This window comes from Rhodovulum strictum (assembly GCF_009649175.1).
In the GTDB taxonomy this organism is placed as follows: domain Bacteria; phylum Pseudomonadota; class Alphaproteobacteria; order Rhodobacterales; family Rhodobacteraceae; genus Rhodovulum; species Rhodovulum strictum.
Genome location: NZ_WJPO01000004.1, coordinates 131,347 through 145,035 on the forward strand (window position 1 = coordinate 131,347; position 13,689 = coordinate 145,035).

At 67.1% G+C, this 13,689-nt stretch carries 13 protein-coding genes and 1 tRNA gene; 11 read left to right on the forward strand and 3 right to left on the reverse strand.

Annotated features, from left to right (window positions below; all coding sequences use genetic code 11):
* The first annotated feature begins 21 nt into the window (after window positions 1–21).
* The 3 genes from GH815_RS04640 to GH815_RS04650 are packed head-to-tail and all read left to right on the forward strand — an operon-like array spanning window position 22 to window position 3,065.
* Entirely contained in the window at window positions 22–474 is a 453-nt protein-coding gene (locus GH815_RS04640; RefSeq protein ID WP_246176315.1) for a GNAT family N-acetyltransferase, read from the forward strand.
* Window positions 474–1,838, forward strand: a complete 1,365-nt coding sequence (locus tag GH815_RS04645; RefSeq protein ID WP_153747580.1) for a DUF2927 domain-containing protein — start codon at window positions 474–476, stop codon at window positions 1,836–1,838. Before GH815_RS04640 ends, GH815_RS04645 begins: the two co-directional genes overlap by 1 nt.
* Window positions 1,839–1,880: 42 nt before the next feature.
* Entirely contained in the window at window positions 1,881–3,065 is a 1,185-nt protein-coding gene (locus GH815_RS04650; protein WP_153747581.1) for a vWA domain-containing protein, read from the forward strand.
* 206 nt (window positions 3,066–3,271) lie between these two features.
* Here GH815_RS04650 and GH815_RS04655 read toward each other — a convergent pair.
* A tRNA-Leu gene (locus tag GH815_RS04655) sits at window positions 3,272–3,355 on the reverse strand.
* A gap of 122 nt (window positions 3,356–3,477) precedes the next feature.
* On the opposite strand from GH815_RS04655, the gene GH815_RS04660 reads away from it, so the two are divergent.
* Together GH815_RS04660 and GH815_RS04665 are read left to right on the forward strand one after the other, a co-directional pair.
* Window positions 3,478–4,056: a YqaA family protein gene (locus GH815_RS04660; protein ID WP_153747582.1), complete on the forward strand. Its 579-nt coding sequence runs from the start codon at window positions 3,478–3,480 to the stop codon at window positions 4,054–4,056.
* Window positions 4,057–4,070: 14 nt separating this feature from the next.
* On the forward strand, window positions 4,071–4,541 hold the full coding sequence (locus GH815_RS04665) for a disulfide bond formation protein B (protein WP_246176316.1): 471 nt from the start codon (window positions 4,071–4,073) through the stop codon (window positions 4,539–4,541).
* A gap of 11 nt (window positions 4,542–4,552) precedes the next feature.
* Here the strand turns inward: GH815_RS04665 and GH815_RS04670 are convergent, their stop codons facing one another.
* On the reverse strand, window positions 4,553–4,822 hold the full coding sequence (locus GH815_RS04670; RefSeq protein ID WP_343030659.1) for an usg protein: 270 nt from the start codon (window positions 4,820–4,822) through the stop codon (window positions 4,553–4,555).
* Between the two features lie 193 nt (window positions 4,823–5,015).
* Between GH815_RS04670 and gyrA the strand changes: the two genes are divergently transcribed.
* The 6 genes from gyrA to GH815_RS04700 all read left to right on the forward strand — a co-directional run bounded on the left by gyrA (window position 5,016) and on the right by GH815_RS04700 (window position 12,050).
* A complete protein-coding gene (gene gyrA, locus GH815_RS04675; RefSeq protein WP_343030660.1) occupies window positions 5,016–7,766 on the forward strand; it encodes a DNA gyrase subunit A in 2,751 nt (916 codons plus the stop codon).
* 25 nt (window positions 7,767–7,791) lie between these two features.
* Entirely contained in the window at window positions 7,792–7,968 is a 177-nt protein-coding gene (locus GH815_RS04680; RefSeq protein ID WP_153747584.1) for a hypothetical protein, read from the forward strand.
* 143 nt (window positions 7,969–8,111) lie between these two features.
* The gene (locus GH815_RS04685) at window positions 8,112–9,533 is read left to right on the forward strand and encodes a circularly permuted type 2 ATP-grasp protein (protein WP_153747585.1); all 1,422 of its coding nucleotides are present in this window, start codon (window positions 8,112–8,114) and stop codon (window positions 9,531–9,533) included.
* Between the two features lie 5 nt (window positions 9,534–9,538).
* Window positions 9,539–10,480, forward strand: a complete 942-nt coding sequence (locus GH815_RS04690; RefSeq protein ID WP_153747586.1) for an alpha-E domain-containing protein — start codon at window positions 9,539–9,541, stop codon at window positions 10,478–10,480.
* 5 nt (window positions 10,481–10,485) lie between these two features.
* Window positions 10,486–11,283: a transglutaminase family protein gene (locus GH815_RS04695; RefSeq protein WP_153747587.1), complete on the forward strand. Its 798-nt coding sequence runs from the start codon at window positions 10,486–10,488 to the stop codon at window positions 11,281–11,283.
* Window positions 11,284–11,306: 23 nt separating this feature from the next.
* Entirely contained in the window at window positions 11,307–12,050 is a 744-nt protein-coding gene (locus GH815_RS04700; RefSeq protein WP_153747588.1) for a proteasome-type protease, read from the forward strand.
* A gap of 6 nt (window positions 12,051–12,056) precedes the next feature.
* Here the strand turns inward: GH815_RS04700 and GH815_RS04705 are convergent, their stop codons facing one another.
* Window positions 12,057–13,676 (reverse strand): divergent polysaccharide deacetylase family protein, encoded by a 1,620-nt coding sequence (locus GH815_RS04705; protein WP_153747589.1) that lies wholly within the window; start codon window positions 13,674–13,676, stop codon window positions 12,057–12,059.
* Between the last annotated feature and the right edge of the window lie 13 nt (window positions 13,677–13,689).

The following is a 13,689-nucleotide window of genomic DNA, read 5'->3' on the forward strand; positions in this document are numbered from 1 at the left end:
CGCTTGCGAAAGGCCCACCCCTTGTCCGACGTCACGATCCGCCCGCTCCGCCCCGAGGACATGCCCGAGTGGCGGCGGCTCTGGGGCAGTTACCTGGACTTCTACGAGACCTCGGTCAGCCCCGATGTCTACGAGATGACCTTTGCGCGGCTGTTGCACGGGGGCGATCCGGACATGGGCTGCCGCCTGGCGCTGATCGGCGGGCGGCCCTCGGGGCTCGCGCATTTCATCTTTCACCGCCATTGCTGGAAACCCGAGGGCGTGTGCTATCTTCAGGATCTGTTCGTCGATCCGCAGGCCCGCGGTCGCGGTCTTGGGCAGGCGCTGATCCGGGCAGTCTATGCGGTGGCGGATTCGCGCGACGTGCCCACGGTCTACTGGACGACCGCGGCCGACAATGCGCCCGCGCGCGCGCTTTATGACCGGATCGGGCAGTTGACGCCCTTCATCAAGTATCAGCGGGCCCCCCGCTGATGCGCCGCGTCGCCCTTGCGCTGGCCGCCTGCCTGGCGCTTGCCGGTTGTGCCGCGCCGGTCTCGGAAATGCCGGGCCGGGCGCCGTCGCTTTCGGCAGGGCTGCCGCCGATGAAAAGCTTTCCGGTCCGCCCGGCCGATCCGCCCACGCGCTCGAACGCGCAGATCGCGCAGGATTTCCTGGACCTGTCCTTCCGCATGGAAAGCGGCCGGCCGCTGGCGGTGATGTCGCGTTTCGAGGGGCCGGTCAGGGTGCGCGTGACCGGCAACCCGCCGCCCAGCCTGGGCCCCGATCTGGCCGCGCTGATCTCGCGGCTCCGGCGCGAGGCGGGCATCGACATCACCCGCGTCGCCGCAGACCAGCCCGCCGAGATCACGATCGAGGTGATGCCGCGTGCCCGGCTGCAACGCATGGTGCCGCAGGCCGCCTGTTTCGTCGCGCCGCGCGTGTCCGGCTGGGAGGAATATCGCCGCGTCCGCCGCAGCCCCGAAGTGGACTGGACCACGCTGATCACCCGCGACCGGGTGGCGATCTTCCTGCCCGGCGATGTCAGCCCGCAAGAGGTCCGCGACTGCCTGCACGAGGAACTGGCCCAGGCGCTGGGGCCGCTCAACGACATGTACCGGCTGCCCGATTCGGTGTTCAACGACGACAATTTCCACACGGTCCTGACCGGGTTCGACATGCTGATCCTGCGGCTCTACTACGCGCCGGAACTGCGCTCGGGCATGACGCGCGCCCAGGTTGCGCAGATCCTGCCCGGGCTGCTGGCGCGGATGAACCCGCGCGGCGAGGGGCGGCCGGGCGCGCCGCTGGCCCCGACCTCGCGCGACTGGATCGAGGCAATCGAGACCGCGCTTGGGGCGGGCACCTCGGCGCCGCGCCGCCGTGTCGCCGCCGAACGCGCCGTGACCATCGCACGCGCCCGCGGCTGGCAGGACGGGCGGCTTGCCTTCAGCCTGTTCGCGCTGGGCCGGTTGTCGCTGGGCGAGCACCCCGAACTGGCGCTGGCCGCCTTCCTTCAGGCGGGCGAGATCTATGCGTCCCGCCCCGAAACCCGGATCCACCTTGCCCATGTGGGCATGCACCTGGCCGCCTTTGCGCTGTCGGCAGGCCAGCCGCGTGCGGCACTCGATCTGGCGAACGGCAACATCGCCGCGGCGACGCGCGGCCAGAACGCCGCCCTTCTGGCAACGCTGCTGCTGATCAAGGCCGAGGCGCTCGACGCGCTGGACCGCCCGGGCGAGGCGCGCAGCATCCGCCAGGAGGCGCTGGGCTGGGGGCGCTACGGCTTTGGCAGCGATGACGAGGTGCGCAGCCGGACCGAGGAGATCGCCGCGCTGAACCGCGCGCGGCGCAGCTGAGCCCCCTTCCCTGCGCGCCGCCGCCGCCCTATCCTGTGGCCCATGTTCCTGCCGTTCTTCCAGTCGCTGCGCGCCGCCGGAATTCCCGTCTCCCTGCGGGAATATCTGGGCTTTCTCGAAGGCATGAAGGCGGGACTGGTGACCTATGACGTCGAGGGGTTCTATTACCTGGCCCGCACCGTGATGGTAAAGGACGAACGCCTTCTGGACCGCTTCGACCGCGCCTTTGCCGAAAGCTTTTCAGGGCTCGAGGAAATCGGCCCGGACGATGTGCTGGACGCGCTGGATCTGCCCGAGGACTGGCTGCGCAAGCTCGCCGAAAAGCACCTGTCAGACGAGGAACGCGCCGAGATCGAGGCGTTGGGCGGCTTCGACAAGCTTATGGAGGCGCTGAAGGAGCGGCTGAAGGAACAGCAGGGCCGCCATCAGGGCGGCAACAAGTGGATCGGCACCGCCGGAACCTCGCCCTTCGGCGCCTGGGGCTACAATCCCGAAGGCGTGCGCATCGGCCAGGACGTCTCGCGCCACCGCAAGGCGGTCAAGGTCTGGGACCGGCGCGAGTTCCGCAATCTCGACGATTCGGTGGAACTGGGCACGCGCAACATCAAGGTGGCGCTGAAACGGCTGCGCCGCTGGGCACGCGCCGGCGCGCATCACGAACTGGATCTCGAGGAAACCATCCGCGCCACCGCCGATCACGGCTATCTCGACGTGCGCACCCGCCCCGAGCGGCACAATGCGGTCAAGGTGATCCTGTTTCTCGATATCGGCGGGTCGATGGACGATCATGTGCAGGTGGTCGAGGAACTGTTCTCGGCCGCCCGCTCCGAGTTCAAGCACCTGGAACATTACTATTTCCACAACTGCCTTTACGAAGGCGTCTGGCGCGACAATCGCCGCCGCTGGTCCGAGGTGATCCCCACCGCCGAGGTGCTGCGCACCTACGGGCCCGACTACAAGTGCATCTTCGTCGGCGATGCCAGCATGAGCCCCTACGAGATCGCCTTTGCCGGCGGCGCGAACGAACACTGGAACGCCGAACCCGGCCGCGTCTGGCTTGAGCGTGCCCGTGCGCAATGGCCCCATCACCTGTGGATCAACCCGGTTCCGGAACGCCACTGGCAATACACCCAGTCGATCGAGATGATCCGCGAGATATTCCAGGGCGCAATGGTGCCGATGACACTGGAAGGCATCGAGCGCGGCATGAAGGCGCTGGGCCGCTAGTCCCCGCCTGCATTCCTCCCGGCCAGTCGAGGGCCGGAACGCACCCGGCTGCGAACGAGAGGCGGCTGGATCGCCCACGCGACCTGACGCGATGCCACGTAACGGAACGGGATCGGAACGTGAAAGTGGGAACGGGCTTGGGAACGCTTGTCCGCCGCGTCGCCGTGGGTGTCAGGGCGCGGCAGATTTCCCGCGCTGATTCAAAGTGGTGCCCGAGGCGAGAGTCGAACTCGCACGCCTTGCGGCGGAGGATTTTGAATCCCCTGCGTCTACCATTCCGCCACTCGGGCCACGCCCCGCTCTAGCCTGCCGCCGCGCGCGGGTCAATCGGTGCAGCGCGCGGCGCGGTCGTCTTGACGCGGCACGGCCCCCGTGGCTTCTGGGCGCGGACCGAACCAAGGACAGCCCGACGATGCTTCGCCGCCTTTACGCCTGGACCATGGCCCTGGCCGACCGCCCGCATGCGCTGTTCGCGCTGTTCGTGGTGGCCTTCGTGGAAAGCTCGGTCTTCCCGATCCCGCCCGATGTGCTGATGATCCCGATGATCCTGGCCCGCCCCTCGCGCGCCTGGCTGATTGCCGCTGTCGCGCTGGCGGGGTCGGTGCTGGGCGGGCTTCTGGGCTATGTGATCGGCTGGGGCTTTTTCGAGACACTGGGTCGCCCGGTTCTGGAATTCTACGGCAAGGATGCCTATTTCGACGCGTTTTCCGAACGTTACAACGAATACGGTGCCTGGGCGGTGCTGGTGGCGGGGATCACGCCCTTTCCCTACAAGGTCATCACCATCCTGTCGGGCTTGACCTCGCTCGATCTGGGGGTCTTCATCGTGGCCAGCGTGATCGCCCGGGGGATACGCTTCTTCGTGCTGGCGGCGCTCTTGTGGAAATTCGGCGTGCCGATCCGCGCCTTCATCGAGCGCTACATGGGTCTTCTGTTCACGCTGTTCGTGCTGCTGCTGATCGGCGGCTTCTACGCGGTGAGATATCTATGACGACGATGCTGAGAATGACACGCAACCGGGCGATATTCCTTGCTGCGGCGGGCTCGCTGTCGATCCTGCTGGCGGGCTACTGGTTCCAGTATGTCGTCGGCCTGCAACCCTGCACCCTGTGCCTGTGGCAACGCTGGCCGCACATGATCGCACCGCTTCTGGGCATCGCGGCAATCGCGGTGGGCGGGCGGATGCTGGCGCTGGCCGGCGCGGTGACGATGGCGGTTTCGGCCGGGCTTGGGGTCTATCATACCGGGGTCGAGCGGAAATGGTGGCCGGGCCCTGCCACCTGCACCGGCGATGCGGGGGGCTTTCAGGCGCTGACGCCCGAGCAGATGCTGGACCCGACACTGGTCCGGCCGGTCGTGCTGTGCGACCAGGTCCAATGGGAAATGTTCGGCCTGTCGATGGCCAGCTACAATGCCATGGTCTCGCTGGTCTTTGCCGGGCTCTGGATCTGGGGACTGGCGCTCAGCCGACGCTGAGCGCCGCGCGTTCAGTGCAGCGTGAACTCGCCCACCACATTGCGCCATTCCCCCGGCGAGATCATCTTGCGATGGGTGAAGCGCACCGAATGCAGCGGTCCCTCGATGCTGTCCTGCCAGAATTCGATGAACCTGAACAGCCGCGGGTGATCCGGGGCGATGTCGTAATCCTGCCAGATGAACGTGTTCAGCACGTTGCGGTAATCCGGCATGCGGTAAAAGAACTCGGCCGTGGTCAAGCCATAGCCCTTCAGCATCAGCTCAGTCTCGGTCGGGCGCACGTTTCGAACCTCCTGTTGCGTTAACGGTTCGATGATGCCGAATCGCTGTTTATTTTCAATGAAAACAAAACGTTGGCACTACTGTCCCGCGGCTGCCAACGGCCGGACGGGACGAGCATTGCACCCAACATGAAGGTTCTGATAAAGTACCCTCAACAAGATGTAGCATCGCCACGAAAGGGCGGATACTGACGTGAGCGACACGCCGGAAACCCCTGAAAACCAAGACGAAAACGGCGCCGCAACCGAAGTGGTCCGCGCGCCCCATGACGGCCCCACCGTCGCGATCGAGCAGGAGATGCAGACCTCCTATCTCGATTACGCGATGAGCGTGATCGTCAGCCGCGCGATCCCGGATCTGCGCGACGGCCTGAAACCTGTGCACCGGCGCATCCTTTACGCGATGCACGAGACCGGCAACACGCATGACAAGCCCTATCGCAAGTCGGCCCGCCCCGTGGGCGACGTGATGGGGAAATACCACCCCCATGGCGACAGCGCGATCTATGACGCGCTGGTGCGGATGGCGCAGGATTTCTCGATGTCGCTGCCGCTTCTGGATGGGCAGGGCAATTTCGGCTCGATGGATGGCGATAACGCCGCGGCCATGCGCTATACCGAGGTGCGGATGGCCAAGGCGGCGCAGGCGCTGCTGCTCGATATCGACAAGGACACGGTCGATTTCCAGCCGAACTATGACGGCAAGGATCTGGAACCCACCGTCCTGCCCGCGCGCTTTCCGAACATGCTGGTCAACGGCGCGGGCGGCATCGCGGTCGGCATGGCGACCAACATCCCGCCGCACAATCTGGGCGAGGTGGTCGATGCCACGCTGGCGCTGATCGCGAACCCGGATCTGTCGACCGAACAGTTGATGGAGTATGTCCCCGCCCCCGATTTCCCGACCGGCGCGCAGATCCTCGGCCGCTCGGGCGCGCGCAAGGCCTATCTGGAGGGGCGCGGCTCGGTCATCATCCGCGCCAGGACCCGGATCGAGGAAATCCGCAAGGACCGCTTTGCCATCGTCGTGGACGAGATCCCCTATCAGGTGAACAAGGCCACGATGATCGAGAAGATCGCCGAGGCCGCGCGCGACAAGCGGATCGAGGGCATCGCCCATGTGCAGGACGAATCCGACCGGGTCGGCGTGCGCGTGGTGATCGAACTGAAACGCGACGCGACACCCGATGTCGTGCTGAACCAGCTTTTCCGCTTCACGCCGATGCAGACCTCGTTCGGCTGCAACATGCTGGCGCTGAACGGCGGTCGGCCCGAAACGCTGACGCTGCGCCAGTTCCTGACCGCCTTCATCGACTTCCGCGAGGAAGTCGTGGCGCGGCGCACGGCCTATGAGCTGAACAAGGCGCGCGAGCGCAGCCATATCCTGTGCGGTCTGGCGGTGGCGGTCTCGAATGTGGACGAGGTGGTGGCCACGATCCGGGCATCAAGCGATGCCGCCGAAGCCCGCGCGCGCCTGATGGAACGGCGCTGGCCCGCGGCCGATATCGCTGGCTATATCCGGCTGATCGACGATCCGACGCACAAGATGAACGAGGACGGCACCTATAACCTGTCCGAGACCCAGGCCCGCGCGATCCTCGATCTGCGGCTGCAACGCCTGACCCAGCTTGGCGTCAAGGAAGTCACCGACGAACTCGAAGATCTGGCAGCAAGGATCAAGGATTACCTCGACATCCTCGGCTCGCGCGAGCGGATCATGGAGATCATCTCGACCGAGCTGAAAGAGGTCCGCGACCAGTTCGCCGTTCCCCGCCGCACCGAGATCGCCGACTGGTCCGGCGACATGGAGGACGAGGATCTGATCGAGCGCGAGGACATGGTCGTGACGGTCACCCAGTCCGGCTATATCAAGCGCACGCCTCTGGCCGAGTTCCGCGCCCAGCGCCGCGGCGGCAAGGGCATGTCGGGGATGCAGACCAAGGAAGAGGATGTGGTCACCACCCTTTTCGTGGCCAACACCCATACACCGCTCTTGTTCTTCACCACCGACGGGATGGTGTACAAGCTGAAATGCTGGCGCCTGCCGCAGGGCGGGCGCACCGCCAAGGGCAAGGCCATCGTCAACATCCTGCCGATCGCCACCGGCGTTTCGGTCGCGGCGATCATGCCGGTGGACCGGCCCGAAGCGGAATGGGACGACCTTCAGATCGTCTTTGCCACCACCGAGGGCGATGTCCGGCGCAACCAGCTTGGCGATTTCACCAATGTCATGCGCAACGGCAAGATCGCGATGAAGCTGCCCGAGGGCGTCGCGCTGGTGAATGCCCGCATCGCGACCGAGGATGACGACGTGATGCTGGTCACGGCGCTGGGCCGCGCGATCCGCTTTTCCACCACCGATGTCCGCATCTTCAAGGGCCGGGATTCGACCGGCGTGCGGGGCGTGCGGCTGGGCGATGGCGACAGCGTCGTGTCGATGGCCGTGATCCGCCATTTCGAGGCCACGCCCGAGGAACGCACCGCCTTTCTCAAGCAGCGCCGCCTGATGGCCGGTGTCACCGAGGAGGAGGACACCGACGACGACGAGGAAGCCGTTGCCGAGGGCCAGCTTTCGCCCGAACGCTATGCGGAAATGTCGGCGGCCGAGGATCTGATCCTGACGATCACCGCGGGCGGCACCGGCAAGCTGTCGTCGAGCCACGATTACCCGGTGCGCGGCCGTGGCGGCCAAGGCGTGCAGGCCATCGACAAGGGGATGCGCGGCGGCAGGCTGGTCGCCTGCTTCCCGGTCGAGATCGACAACCAGATCATGCTGGTCACCTCCACCGGCCAGTCGATCCGCTGCCCGGTCGAGGATATCTCGTTCCGCTCGCGCAGCGCGGGCGGCGTGCGGGTGTTCAACACCGCCCGCGGCGAAGAAGTCGTCTCGGTCGCCTGGATCGCCGAACAGGGCGAGGATGACCGCGGCGGGGATGCCGACTAGCGGGACCGGACGGGGGACGGCAGGGATGCACAAGGTCGCCAATCGCGAGGCGCTTGACGGGGTGCAGCAGATGCATCGCGGCGTTCACATGGCGCTGGATGCGCTGGTCCATCAGGGCGACACCGAAGCGGCGGTCGAGATCCTGCGCCAGCTTGACGCCGTCATGGTCGACTGGATCAACGAGACACGGAAGATGCGCTGATGCGGTCCGGCTGCGGTCTTGTCCCGGCCCTGCCCCGCTTCACCCGGCATGCTTGCCCAAAAAACAGGCACCTGCCCGGAATCGCGCCCCTGCCCGGCGGCTTGCATATTGCGGCCGCCCAAGCGCCTGCCTAGCGTGAGGGCATGAGCGAGAAACAATTCTTCGACGAGATGTGGGGCCGGGACGCAGAACTGCGCCCCCCCTACCAACGCTTTCAGAACTGGTTCGAGGGCGAGGACATAGCCCGCCTGCGCGCCAAGCAGCGCGAGGCCGAGGAGGTGTTCCGGCTGACCGGCATCACCTTCAACGTCTATGGCCGGGCCGAGGCCGAGGAACGGCTGATCCCCTTCGACATCATCCCGCGCATCATCTCGGGGCGCGAATGGCAGCGGCTGAGCCGCGGCATCGAACAGCGGGTGCGCGCGATCAACGCCTTCCTGCACGACATCTATCACCGCCAGGAAATCGTGAAGGCGGGCCGCATCCCCGAACAGGCGATCTCGCGCAACGACGCCTTCCTGCCGCAGATGATCGGGGTGGAACCGCCGGGCGGCATCTATACCCATATCGTCGGCATCGACCTGGTGCGCACCGGCGACGACCAGTTCTATGTGCTCGAGGACAATGCCCGCACGCCCAGCGGCGTCAGCTACATGCTGGAAAACCGCGAGACGATGCTGCAAATGTTCCCCGAGCTGTTCTCGCAGAACCGGGTGCAGCCGGTGCAGTCCTATCCCGCGGATCTGCGCCGTTCGCTGGCCTCCTGCGCGCCCAATGGCTCGGACAGCCCCACCGTGGCGGTGCTGACGCCGGGGATCTACAACTCGGCCTATTTCGAACATGCCTTCCTTGCCGACCAGATGGGCGTCGAACTGGTCGAGGGGAACGATCTGCGCGTGGTCGATGGCAAGGTCGCGATGCGCACGACACAGGGCTATCAGCCCATCGACGTGCTCTATCGCCGGGTCGATGACGATTACCTCGATCCGCTGAACTTCAACCCCGACTCGGCTCTGGGCATTCCCGGCATCATGGATGTCTATCGCGCGGGCCGGATCACCATCGCCAACGCGCCCGGAACCGGCATCGCCGATGACAAGGCGATCTACAGCTACATGCCCGAGATCGTCGAATTCTACACCGGCGAAAAGGCGCTTCTGGAAAACGTGCCGACCTGGCGCTGCGCCGAACCCGATGCGCTGGCCTATGTGCTGGATCACCTCTCCGAACTGGTGGTCAAGGAGGTGCATGGCTCGGGCGGTTACGGCATGCTGATCGGGCCTGCGGCCACGCGCAAGGATCTGGCCGAGTTCCGCAAGAAGCTGATGGCGCGGCCGGGCAACTACATCGCCCAGCCCACGCTGTCGCTGTCGACCGTGCCGATCTTTACCCGCAACGGGCTGGCGCCGCGCCATGTGGATCTGCGCCCCTTCGTGCTGGTCGGCCCGAACGGCATCAACATCACGCCCGGCGGGCTGACGCGGGTGGCGCTGAAGAAGGGATCGCTTGTGGTGAATTCCTCGCAAGGGGGCGGCACCAAGGATACCTGGGTGCTGGAGGACTGAGCCGCATGCTGGGCAAGACCGCAAATGGCCTGTTCTGGATGTATCGTTCTCTCGAACGGGCCGAGAACACCTCGCGCCTGGTCGAGACCGGCCAGCGCATCGCGCTGACCCGGCTGGAAAGCTCGGATGGCGAATGGCTGTCGATCATGCAGACCGCGGGCGTCGCAGACGGCTTTCTCGAACGCCATGACGAGGTCACCAAGGAGGCCGCGATCGACTGGATGCTGCGCGCCAGGGACAACCCGTCCTCGGTGCTGTCGGCGATCTCGGCGGCACGCCAGAACGCGCGGCTGGTGCGCACCGCGCTGACCCATGACGTGTGGGAGGCGATGAACCGCTGCTACATGCAGGTGCGCGAACGGCTGGCCCGCAAGGTCAACGAACGCGACCTGCCCGCCGTGATCGACATGATCAAGCAGCACACCGCCCTTGTCCGCGGCACGACGCAGGGCACGATGCTGCGCAACGACATCTTCAACTTTGCCCGGATCGGCACCTATCTGGAACGCGCCGACAACATCGCGCGCATTCTCGACGTGAAATATTACGTCCTGCTGCCCTCGGTGAATTCTGTCGGCAGTTCCATCGACAACGTGCAATGGGAAACGATCCTGCGCGCGGTCTCGGCGCGGGGCGGCTTTCGCATGGTCCATGGCAACCAGGCCTGTTCCGTGGATATCGCCCGCTTCCTGATCCTCGACCGGCGGATGCCGCGCAGCCTGCGCTTCTCGATCACCAAGATCCGCGACAATCTGGAATATCTCGCCTCGGATTACGGGCTGCGCCATCCCTGCCACGCCCAGGTGGATACGCTGATGCGCCGGTTCATGTCGCATGACATCGACTCGATCTTCGAGTACGGGCTGCATGAATACCTTCAGGACATCCTTGCCGCGCTGGCCGCGCTGGGACATCAGATCGAAATCGACTACCGGTTCTACGAGTGAGTGCGATGCGCCTGAGGATCAGCCACACCACCCGCTACCGCTTCGAGAACCCGGTGACCTACGGCTTGCAGCAATTGCGCAAGACGCCCAAGACCAGCCGCCAGCAGACTGTCCTGCGCTGGGAAACCTCGGTCGAGGGTGGCCGCAAGGAACTGTCCTTCGAGGATCACCACCACAATGTCGTCGAACTCATCAGCTTCGAGCGCGACGCAACCGAACTGACCGTGCGCTCCGAAGGCGAGGTCGAGATCGCCGAGACCCATGGCGTCGTCGGCCCCCATCGCGGCCCCGCGCCGCTCTGGCTTTACCGCCGGGCGACGGCGCGCACGCGGGCGGGCACGGGCTGCCGGGCGCTTCTGCGCGAGGTCGAGGGCGGCACCGATCTTGACCGGCTGCACGGGCTGTCGCGGCGGATCCTGGGCGCCGTCGCCTACGAGACCGGCATCTCGCATCCCGACTGGACCGCCGAGGAAGCCGTGGCCGAGGGCCGCGGGGTCTGTCAGGACCACGCCCATGTCTTCATCGCCTGCGCCCGCGAAATGGGCTTTCCGGCACGCTATGTCTCGGGCTATCTGCGCATGGACGACCGCGACGGTCAGGACGCGATGCATGCCTGGGCCGAAGCCCATGTCGAGGGGCTGGGCTGGGTCGGGTTCGACGTGTCGAACGGCATCTCGCCCGATATCCGCTATGTGCGCGTCGCCACCGGGCTTGACTATGCCGAGGCGGCACCCGTAACCGGCACGCGGATCGGCGGCGCGGGCGAGGCGCTGTCGGTCGAAATCGAAGTCGCGCAGCAATAGCTGGGCAGGAAACGGGACGGGCAATGACCTATTGCGTCGGGATGATGCTGGATTGCGGGCTGGTGATGATGGCCGATACCCGCACCAATGCGGGGATGGACAACATCTCGACCTTCCGCAAGCTCTTTACCTGGGAGGTGCCGGGCGACCGCGTGCTGATCCTGATGACCGCGGGCAACCTGGCCACCACCCAGGCCGTGGTCAGCCTGCTGGACGAGCGCACCAAGGCCCATGGCGAGCGCGACCCCTCGATCTACGAGGTGCCCTCGATGTTCCAGGCCGCGCGGCTGGTGGCGGACACGTTGCGCACCGTGATTGCAAGCCATGCCGATGCCGGGCAGCGCGCCGACACCACCTTCAACGCCACGCTGATCCTGGCGGGCCAGATCAAGGGCGGCCCGGTGCGGCTGTTCCTGATCTATCCCGAGGGCAATTTCATCGAGGCCGGCAGCGACACGCCCTTCTTCCAGATCGGCGAGACGAAATATGGCCGCCCGATCCTGGTGCGCGCCTTCGACCGGACGATGAACTTCGAACGGGCGGTCAAGCTGTTGCTGGTCAGCTTCGACAGCACGGTCAAGGCCAACCTCTCGGTCGGCCCGCCCTTCGATCTGCAACTCTACAAGGCCGACAGCCTGATGCTGGAGCCCAAGATCCGCATCGCGGCGGACGCGCCCTATTATCAGGCGATCTCGGCAGGCTGGGGCGAGGCGCTCAAGACCGCGCTGGACAGCCTGCCCGATTTCGACCCCTGCCCGCAGGTCTAGGCGGGCTCAGCGGCGGCGCAGCACCGCCGAGATCGGCGCCAGCGTCACCGCCTGGGCCTCGGCCTCCAGCGCCCAGGAATAAAGCGCGGTCACCGTGTCGGCGTAGCTATGCCCGACCATCACGACATGGCCATCCTGCCGCGCCTTGAACACCGCGCGGTCAAGCATCCGGCGGATCGTCGGCGCGTTCGGGCGGGCCTCGTCGATCAGGCGGAACACGGTCGCCTGCGGCACCCCCGCCTGTCCCGCCAGCCGCGCCGCGCTGTTCAGCCCGCGGTCATAGCTGACCAGCCCATGCCCGGTTTCCCCGGCAAAGGCCACCATCTGCGCTGTCAGCGCCCGGTCATCCTGAAACCCGGCCCCGGCCACATCCATCACCGCCACTGCCCGCTCAAGCGGCGCCTGATGCGCGGCCAGCGTGACCTCCAGATCGGCGGGCGTCGCACCGGGCGGCAGCCCCGTGGCCAGAACCACCACCTCGTAGCCCGCGGCGCGATAGGCGGCGATCGCCTCCTCGGCATCGGGGCGGGCCGGATCGACCGCAAAGGTCACCGGGAAGGAAAAGGTCGTCAACGCCGCGCGCTCAAGCCCCTGTTCGCCCGCGTCGATCAGGATCACCGAGAACAGCGGACGCCCCGGCGCGGGCTGGAACGCCACCGCGTTGCGGGCCAGCGCACCAAGCCCCTCGCGCGGGGCGGCGGTTGGAACCTCGGCCACGTCTTCCGCCGGGGCCTCGGGCTCGGGGGCCTGCGCAGCGGGCTGGCCGATGCGGGGGCCGGGCAGCGCGATCCCGCCTTCGGGCGCAGGCAGGCGCAGCGCGCCCACCGGGGCGGTCTCGGGCATAGCGGCCATGCCGCTGCCCTCGGCCGGGGCTTCGGGCGCGGCGGGCAACGGGCGCACGCGCGGCAGCGCCGCTTCGGGTGCCTGCGCCGCGATGGCCGCTTCGGTCTCTGCGGGGGCGGGCCGTTCTGCGGCCACGCGATCCTCGGGTTCGGCCGGGATCGCGGCCCCCTCTGCCGCCGGACCGTCTGCCGCAGCCTCCCGGGACGGCGCGGCGGGCAGCGGCGTCGGGCGCAGCGCGACCGGCCCAGTGGCCGCAGGCGATGGCAGGACAGGCTCATCCGCCGCCAGATCGGGCGGCGCCTCGGCCGAAAGCGGGGGCGCCAGCCCGTCGGGGCCCGTCGTCACCGGCGCAGGCGCGGCGATGGGCGCGGTGTCAAGCTGCGGCGCCTCGACCGGGGCACCGCCGGGCTCGGGGCCGCGCACCGGGGGCGCGCCGGGCAGACCGGTATCGGTCTCGGGCAGGCTGGCCTCCTGGTCGGGGGGGCGGCGGTTGAACTCGGATCCGGGCGGCAATTCGATATCGGTGGCAGGCGCGGTTCCCGGCGCGGCCACGATGGCGGGCCGGTCCAGCACCGGCCGGGGCAAGGGCTCGGGCATGTCGGCGGGCGCAAGCGTCTGCGAGGGCGGCGCCTCGGGCCGGCTGGCAAGCCCGGGCATGGCTGGCGCATCCGGTCCGGACGGCCGCGTGCCTGCGGGCGGTGGAACGACCAGCACCGCCACGACCAGAACCAGCCCGGTGACCACGATCCCCCAGACGATCCCGCCGAACAGCCCCCTGCCCATGCTGCACTCCTTC

What these genes read in the sequence shown, in the direction of transcription:
- GH815_RS04645 (WP_153747580.1), top strand. Translation starts at nt 474, where the DNA reads ATGCGCCGCGTCGCCCTTGCGCTGGCCGCCTGCCTGGCGCTTGCCGGT.
- GH815_RS04650 (WP_153747581.1), top strand. Translation starts at nt 1,881, where the DNA reads ATGTTCCTGCCGTTCTTCCAGTCGCTGCGCGCCGCCGGAATTCCCGTC.
- GH815_RS04660 (WP_153747582.1), top strand. Translation starts at nt 3,478, where the DNA reads ATGCTTCGCCGCCTTTACGCCTGGACCATGGCCCTGGCCGACCGCCCG.
- GH815_RS04665 (WP_246176316.1), top strand. Translation starts at nt 4,071, where the DNA reads ATGACACGCAACCGGGCGATATTCCTTGCTGCGGCGGGCTCGCTGTCG.
- GH815_RS04680 (WP_153747584.1), top strand. Translation starts at nt 7,792, where the DNA reads ATGCACAAGGTCGCCAATCGCGAGGCGCTTGACGGGGTGCAGCAGATG.
- GH815_RS04685 (WP_153747585.1), top strand. Translation starts at nt 8,112, where the DNA reads ATGAGCGAGAAACAATTCTTCGACGAGATGTGGGGCCGGGACGCAGAA.
- GH815_RS04690 (WP_153747586.1), top strand. Translation starts at nt 9,539, where the DNA reads ATGCTGGGCAAGACCGCAAATGGCCTGTTCTGGATGTATCGTTCTCTC.
- GH815_RS04695 (WP_153747587.1), top strand. Translation starts at nt 10,486, where the DNA reads ATGCGCCTGAGGATCAGCCACACCACCCGCTACCGCTTCGAGAACCCG.
- GH815_RS04700 (WP_153747588.1), top strand. Translation starts at nt 11,307, where the DNA reads ATGACCTATTGCGTCGGGATGATGCTGGATTGCGGGCTGGTGATGATG.
- GH815_RS04705 (WP_153747589.1), bottom strand. Translation starts at nt 13,676, where the DNA reads ATGGGCAGGGGGCTGTTCGGCGGGATCGTCTGGGGGATCGTGGTCACC.